Below are 7,194 nucleotides of genomic sequence, written 5' to 3' on the forward strand. Positions count from 1 at the left end.
GAGATGCTCGGCTGGGGCGCCGCCGTCGTCGCCGTGGTGGTCGGGGTGCGGCTGCTCTGGCTGCTGCCCGCCACCTGGCTGGCGAAGCGGCTGCACACCCGCCGGGACGTGGACGAGGAGATCCCGGTGAGCTGGCGGGAGACCGTCGTCATGTGGTGGGCCGGGATGCGCGGGGTGGCCTCCGTCGCCCTCGCCCTCGCCATCCCGCTCCGCACGGACGACGGGGCGCCCTTCCCTGGCCGGGACGAGATCGTCTTCATCGCCTTCTGCGTGATCATCGCCACCCTGGTCTTCCAGGGGCTCACGCTGCCCTGGCTGGTCCGCCGGCTCGGGGTACGGGCCGACGCGGACGCCGACCGGGCGATGGAGCGCGCCCTGGCCGTCCGCGCGGCCGGGGCCGCCAAGCGGCGGCTCAAGGAGATCGAGGAGGTCGAGGACCTGCCGGACGAGGTGCGGGAGCGGCTCCACCGCGGGGCCTTCGACATCGGGGCGCGCATCAGCCCCGACATGGTGGACGAGGAGCGGCGGGCCGCGTACGCCGAGCGTGCGGCGCGGCTGAAGGCGGTGCACCGGATCCAGCGGGAGCTGATGTCGGCGGCCCGGCACGAGGTGCTCGCCGCCCGCAGCGAACCGGGGGTGGACCCCGAGGTGGTGGACCGGGTGCTGCGGCAGCTGGACGTGCGCAGCATGCACTGAGGCGGTGGGCGAGACCGCCCGGGCGGGCGCTGACCGGCGTACGGATCCGGCCACCGCTCCTGCCGGGGCCGCGCCCTCCTCCCGTCGTACGGATCCGGTCACCGTGCCCCGCGTGGCGCCGCCCCCGTCCGGGGGCCGTCCGGCGGGGGATCCGGGACGTGGGTGGCAGGATGGCGCGTATGGACATCATGCTTTTCCACTCGGTCCACGGGCTGCGCCCGGCCGTCGAGGCCGCGGCCGACCGGCTGCGGGCCGCCGGGCACCGGGTGTGGGTGCCGGACCTCTTCGACGGCTGGACGAGCGAGTCGGTGGAGGAGGGCATGGCGAAGCGGGACGAGATCGGCAAGGACGAGCTCCTGAAGCGCGCGATCCTGGCCGCCGCCCCGTACTCCGAGCGCGGGCTCGTCTACGCGGGCTTCTCCTTCGGCGCTTCCGTGGCGCAGACCCTGGCCCTCGGCGACGAGAAGGCGCGCGGGCTCCTGCTCCTCCACGGCACCTCGGACCTCGCGCCGAACGTGGCCGTGGACGAGCTGCCCGTCCAGCTGCACGTGGCCGAGCCGGACCCGTTCGAGACGGACGACTGGCTCTCCGCCTGGTACCTCCAGATGCGCCGGGCCGGGGCGGACGTCGAGATCTACCGCTACCGGGGCGCCGGCCACCTCTACACCGACCCGGAGCTGCCCGACTGGGACGCCGACGCGGCCGGGCGGACCTGGGCGGTCGCGCTCTCCTTCCTCGAGGGGCTGGAGGGCTGACACGGGCGAAGGCCCCCGGGATTCCCGGGGGCCTTCGCCGTGGCGACGGGGTGTCAGGCGCGGTACGCGACCCAGTGGTCGTTCATGCGGGTCACCTGGCCCGCGGTGAACTGGTACATGCAGGCGTCGTACGTGTAGTCCATGAAGTTGTGGATCGGGTCCACACCGGCCTTGGAGGCGCAGGTGTCACGGCCGGTCGGGCACTCGTAGGCCGCGCTCTTCTCGGCCGGGGTGTCGGCGACGTAGTCGCCGTTGCCCGTGCAGCCGCCCTGGAAGGTGTGGTAGAGGCCCATCCAGTGGCCGACCTCGTGGGTGGCGGTGTCGCCCTGGTTGTAGTTGGCGGCCGAGCCGCCGGGCAGGGACTTGTCCAGGATGACGACGCCGTCCATCGACGGGTTGGACTGGTAGGAGGACGGGAAGGTCGCCCAGCCGAGCAGGCCGCCGCTGAGGTTGGCGGTGTAGATGTTCAGCGCGTTGGCGCCGCCCTGGCGGAGGGTCTGCTTCATCTGCTTCTCGGCGGTGGAGCCGGAGGACAGGTTGTACCAGGTGGCGTTGTCCGTGTAGGTGGTGCCGGCCAGCGAGAACTGGAAGTTGGTGTTCACGTTGCCGGTGCCCTGGCCGCCGAAGGCGGAGTTCAGCACGTTCATCTGGTTGCTGATGTCGGTGGCGCTCAGCTTGCCCGTGGTGCCGCTGTGGACGACGTGGAAGTAGACGGGGATGGTGACCGCGGTGGCACCGGCCGTCGCGGTGGCCCGGCCGTTGGCACGGGCGGCTTCCAGTCGCTTGGCCAGATCCGCGTCCATGGCCTTGGCCTTGGCGGCGCTGACCTCGTTGGGCTCGATGGCCTGGGTGGAGGCCCCGCGCGACTTGCGGGCGCCGGAGAAGGCCTCGTGGCCGTGGTCCTCGTGGGTGTCCACACACTCCTCGGCCGAGGTGCCGGCGGCCAGATCCGTCGACTTGGCGGTGGCCGTCGACGGGGCCGAGAAGGGGGCCAGGGCCAGGGTTCCGGCCAGGACGGCGGTGCCGAGCATACGACGTGACATACGCGGCTTTATACGGACAAGAGCACGCACGGTGACTCCTCGCGGGGGGTGGTGGAGAGGTACTTCCTCGCCACGGCGGGGAGATTACGGGTTCATGTCAGGCCGCCAGCAGGATCGTTCAAGCCCAATCATTCGTCGCGCAATTAGGGGCATCGGGAAGAAAAAATTGCGCCCATTCCGGAGTTTGAGACGTGGACGTAACACTCGGAGGCATGAAGGCGGGTGGTGTGTCCGGATTCGATCTACCGGAACACGCCACCCGCCGTGACGATGTGATCTTCTGTTAACGCGATCGATCATGGCCGAAAATCGACCCTGAGGGGCCGTCAGTCGGTCAGGTCTTCGCCTCAGCGCACCGGCTGGTACACCCGCTCGACCCGCTGCGTTCCGCTGAGCGTCCGATAGGAGCGCTCCCACGAGGTGGTCGCGGCCGGATCCCGCTTGTCGGAGACCGTGTAGTAGTCCATCTGCGCCCGCTCGGCGGTCACGTCCAGCACTCCGTAGCCGTGGTGGTCCATGTCCACCCACTTCACGTGCCGGTTGGCGGCCCGGACGGCGCCCGCGGCCACCACCGAGGCCGTCCCGGGCGCCACGTGCAGCAGGTCGTCCAGGTTGTCCGAGGTGACCGAGGTGACCACGAACTCGGTGGCCGCCGAGGCGGAGAAGGGATAGGTCGCCGCCTTCACGGGCACGTCGTTCGCCCAGGCCATGTGAATGTCACCGGTCAGGAAGACGGTGTTCCGGATCGCCCGCGAGGTGAGGTGGGACAGCAGCTCCCTGCGGTCGTCGGTGTAGCCGTCCCACTGGTCGACGTTGACCGCGAGCCCCTCCTTCGGCAGGCCCATCAGCTCGGCGATCGGCTCCAGGAGGTGCGCCGGGAGCGCGCCGAAGGCGACCGGCGAGATCATCACCGAGGTGCCGACCAGCTGCCAGGCCGCGTCCGAGCCGGCGAGTCCGGCCTTCAGCCAGTCCAGCTGGGCCCGCCCGGTGAGCGTCCGCTCCGGGTCGTCGACCGAGCCGGAGCCCGTTTTCGCCTGCGCGGACCGGAAGGACCGCAGGTCGAGCAGGTGCAGATCGGCCAGCCTGCCGAAGCGCAGCCGCCGGAAGACCGTGCCCTCCGCGGAGGTGCGGACCGGCATCCACTCGAAGTACGCCTGCTTGGCGGCGGCCACCCGGGCCGCCCAGTCGCCCTCCGCGCCGGGTGTGTGGTTCTCGGCCCCGCCGGTCCAGGCGTCGTTGGCGAACTCGTGGTCGTCCCAGATGGCCACGAAGGGAAGCGCCGCGTGCAGCGCCTGGAGGTCCGGGTCCGTCTTGTACGTGGCGTGCCGCAGGCGGTAGTCGGCCAGCGAGACGATCTCGTGTCGCGGCTCGTGCGCCCTGACCCCGTACGCCGCCTTCGGGTAGACGCCGCTGCCGTACTCGTACAGGTAGTCGCCCAGGTGGAGGATCGCGTCCAGGTCGGGACGGGCGGCGAGGTGGCGGTACGCGGCGAAGTGGCCGGCCTCCCAGTTGGCGCAGGAGACCACGCCGAAGCGCACCCCGGGCGCCGCGGCGTCGAAGGCGGGGGCGGTGCGGGTGCGGCCGGCCGGGGAGACGGTGTCGCCCACCCGGAATCGGAACCAGTAGGCGGTGGCCGGGCGCAGGCCCCGCACGTCCGTCTTGACCGTGTGGTCGGAGGCGGCGCTCGCCGTGGTGGCGCCGGCGGCGACGACCCGGGTGAAGGAGCGGTCCTCGGCCAGCTCCCATTCGACCCGGACATCGGGCCCGAGACCGGAGCCGGGCACGGCCTCCGGGGCGGGGGTGACGCGCGTCCAGAGCAGGACGCCGTCGGGCAGCGGGTCGCCGGAGGCGACCCCGTGGAGGAAGGCGGTCGCCCCGGTGGCCGCGAGGGCCGGAGTGGCCGCGCCCGCGAGGACGGGGGCGGCGACGGCGCCGACCGCGGCGGCCTTGACGACCGTGCGGCGGCTGGGGGCGGGAGATATGAAACGACTGGTCACGGGCGCTCAGATTACTGACCGGTTTGACGGGTGGTCAGGCGAATTCCGGAAAGTTCGCCGAGCCTTCGCCGCGCGGATGCGGGGGGCCCCGGCGAGGTCCCCGCCCGACCCGCTAACCTGAGTCGAAATCAGAACTGCTTTCTAGAACATGACTCGGAAGCGCCCGGCGACAGGAGGGGGAGAACCATGTCGCAACCCTGGTACGAGGACCGGCCGCCGCCCCGGCCGGCGCCCGACAACCCGTACGCACCCCCCGGGCTCGGTCCGCCGCCCCCGGAGCCGCACCGGAGACGCCGCCGCGGCCCGCTCCTCGCCGGCGTCCTCGCCCTCGCCCTGCTCACCGGCGTCGGCGGGTACGTCCTCGGCGCGCGCGGCGGGCAGGACCCGTCGGCCGCCGCGCCCACGGCCACCCCGTCGGGCCGGCCCCCCGCCACGGCGGCGCCCGGGCCGGCGACGGCGCGGCCCACTCCGCGGCGGACCCCCGTCCCGGGCAACGACGAGATCGCGCGGCGGCGTCTGGCCGGAGAGGCGAGCGCCTGGATCGTCGACGACCGGACCGACCTGCCCCGCCGGCAGATCCGGACCGAGGACCTGTGGATCGTCGGGGACACCGCCGTCCAGGCCGTCTACAAGAAGGTCGTCGCCCACCGCCTGAGCGACGGCGCGGAACTGTGGAGCGTCGCCCTGCCGACCCCCGTCTGCGAGACCCCCGTCAACCCCACCCCCGACGGCAAGGTCGTCATCGTCCTGCAGAACGTCGAGGCCTGGACCGGCACCCGGTGCAACCGGCTCCAGATGATCGACCTGAACAAGGGGACGGCGGGCTGGCGGAAGAGGCTCGTCGAGACCGGGGAGACGGACGACACGATCATGGTGGACACCGCCATCACCGGCGGCACCCTGGCCGTCGTCCAGAGCATGACGGCGGCCGCGTACCGGGTGGACGACGGACACAAGCTCTACGACATCCCCAGGGAACAGCCCGGGAAGTGCTATCCGGGCCGGGTCGCGGGCGGCGTCCGGCTGCTGGTGCTCGACGACTGCGCGATCACCGCCGGGGCGAAGGCGTACGGCGGTCTCCGCGAGCTCGACCCGGAGACCGGCGAGGTCCGGTGGCGGTACCGGACCGCGCCCGGGCGGGTGATCGGCCAGGTCCTCTCCGAGGATCCGGTGGTGATCACCACACCGGCCAAGGAGGACGGCGGACGGGACTGGCGGGTCGTCCCCCTCGGCCCCGGTGGCAAGGCCCTGCGGACCATCGACCCCCGTCCCCAGGGCTTCACCCACTGCGGGGACTCCGTCGACACCAGCAGTGACGCCCAGGCGTGCGCGCAGGCCGTCGTCGGCCCGGGCCTCGTGGTCCTCGGCGGGACGGACCGCGTGGGCGCCTACGACCTCGCGACCGGGAAGCTGGTCTGGGGGGTGAAGTCGGACACGACCTCGTACGGCTACTTCCCGCTGCGGGCCGTGCCGGGCCGGATCGGGTTCGTCCACGAGCTCGGCACCAGCGGCAGGCCCGGGCGGATCTTCCGGATCGGGCCGGGCGGTGTGGACACGATCAAGGACGTCCTGAAGCTGCCGGCGGCCACCGCGCCGTACGAGTTCGGCATGGGCGTCGTGGGGGAGCGGGCCTACGCGGGCGACCGGCTCGTCCTCACCCCCGCGAACCTGGACGGCGACGACGCCCGGCGCGAGCCCCGGATGCTCTCCTTCGCCCCCGCGCCCTGACCGGCTCCGGCCGCCCCTGACCGGCTCCGGCCGCCGTGACCGTCTCCGGCCCGCCGGGCGCCGTGCTCCGGCCCGCCGCCCGGCGGGCCGGAGCACGCGAAGGGTGCGCGCCAAGTCAGGAAGGGACGCGTCAGCCCTTCAGGGCCGCGTCGACCGCCGTCCTGAACTGCTCCGGCGTCATCGGCGGGTTGTCCGAACCCGCCACCGTGACCGGCTTGCCGTCCATCTTCAGGGTGGGGGTGCCCTTCACCCCGCTGGCGTCGAAGGCCTTCGACATCTTCATCGCCCAGGCGTCGAAGGTGCCGTCCTCCACGTCCTTCTCGAACGCCGCGTTGTTCTTGAGCGCCGGGACGGAGTCCGCGACCTCCAGGAGGTAGGAGTCCTTGGCGAACTTGTCCTGGCTCTCCTCCGGGTGGAACTGGGCCGAGTAGAGCGCGGCCTTGTACGACAGGAAGGCCTCGGGACTCACGTTCAGCGCCGCGCCGAGGGCGGACAGGGCGTTCTTCGAACCCTCGCCCCGGGTCACGTCGTCGATGAAGGTGGCGCCCACGTACTTGATCCTGTACTTGCCGGCCTCGACGTCCTTCTCGACCGTCGGGCCCACCGCCTGCTCGAAGGTCGCGCAGACCGGGCAGCGCGAGTCCTCGTACAGCTCCAGGGTCTTCTTCGCCGAGGCCTTGCCGATGACGACGGTCGTGCCGTCGGTGCCCGTGGTGTTCTTCGGGGCGGTCACGGCCGTGGCCTTCGCCGCCGCCTCCCACTGGGAGGGCTTGTTCGCCTGCACCACGGCGTAGCCGATGCCGCCGGCGACGGCGAGGACGGCCACGGCCGAGACGCCGACGATCACCTGCCGGCGGGTCCGGTCCTTCTTCGCCTGGCGCTCGCGCTCGACGCGCAGCCGCTCGCGGGCGGCCGCCTTGTTGGCCTGACTGTTGCGTGCACTCATGATCGTGATCTCCGTGGGACGGTGAGGAA

The 7,194-nt window shown here is 72.3% G+C and carries 6 protein-coding genes; 3 read left to right on the plus strand and 3 right to left on the minus strand.

Annotation, left to right across the window (positions count from 1 at the left end):
* Positions 1-696, plus strand: a 696-nt coding sequence (locus RIF68_RS20950; RefSeq protein ID WP_309052822.1) for a cation:proton antiporter, incomplete at its 5' end; no start/stop codon positions are given.
* Positions 697-875: 179 nt separating this feature from the next.
* Positions 876-1,451 (plus strand): dienelactone hydrolase family protein, encoded by a 576-nt coding sequence (locus RIF68_RS20955; RefSeq protein ID WP_309052823.1) that lies wholly within the window; start codon positions 876-878, stop codon positions 1,449-1,451.
* 53 nt (positions 1,452-1,504) lie between these two features.
* On the opposite strand, the gene RIF68_RS20960 is transcribed toward RIF68_RS20955, so the two are convergent.
* Entirely contained in the window at positions 1,505-2,494 is a 990-nt protein-coding gene (locus RIF68_RS20960; RefSeq protein WP_309052824.1) for a zinc metalloprotease, read from the minus strand.
* 347 nt (positions 2,495-2,841) lie between these two features.
* Positions 2,842-4,491: an alkaline phosphatase D family protein gene (locus tag RIF68_RS20965; RefSeq protein WP_309052825.1), complete on the minus strand. Its 1,650-nt coding sequence runs from the start codon at positions 4,489-4,491 to the stop codon at positions 2,842-2,844.
* A 186-nt stretch (positions 4,492-4,677) separates the two neighbouring features.
* Here RIF68_RS20965 and RIF68_RS20970 point away from each other — a divergent pair, with 186 nt between their 5' ends.
* Complete coding sequence (locus RIF68_RS20970; protein WP_309052826.1) at positions 4,678-6,219, plus strand: PQQ-binding-like beta-propeller repeat protein; 1,542 nt, start codon at positions 4,678-4,680, stop codon at positions 6,217-6,219.
* A 130-nt stretch (positions 6,220-6,349) separates the two neighbouring features.
* Here the strand turns inward: RIF68_RS20970 and RIF68_RS20975 are convergent, their stop codons facing one another.
* Entirely contained in the window at positions 6,350-7,165 is an 816-nt protein-coding gene (locus RIF68_RS20975; protein ID WP_309052827.1) for a DsbA family protein, read from the minus strand.
* Positions 7,166-7,194: the final 29 nt, after the last annotated feature.

Origin of the sequence: Streptomyces sp. (assembly GCF_031178505.1) — a bacterium.
In the GTDB taxonomy this organism is placed as follows: Bacteria; Actinomycetota; Actinomycetes; order Streptomycetales; family Streptomycetaceae; genus Streptomyces; species Streptomyces gulbargensis.

Bases quoted from the DNA above. Each gene is read 5' to 3' on its own strand.
- RIF68_RS20960 (WP_309052824.1), bottom strand. From the start codon at position 2,494: ATGTCACGTCGTATGCTCGGCACCGCCGTCCTGGCCGGAACCCTGGCC.
- RIF68_RS20975 (WP_309052827.1), bottom strand. From the start codon at position 7,165: ATGAGTGCACGCAACAGTCAGGCCAACAAGGCGGCCGCCCGCGAGCGG.
- RIF68_RS20955 (WP_309052823.1), top strand. From the start codon at position 876: ATGGACATCATGCTTTTCCACTCGGTCCACGGGCTGCGCCCGGCCGTC.
- RIF68_RS20970 (WP_309052826.1), top strand. From the start codon at position 4,678: ATGTCGCAACCCTGGTACGAGGACCGGCCGCCGCCCCGGCCGGCGCCC.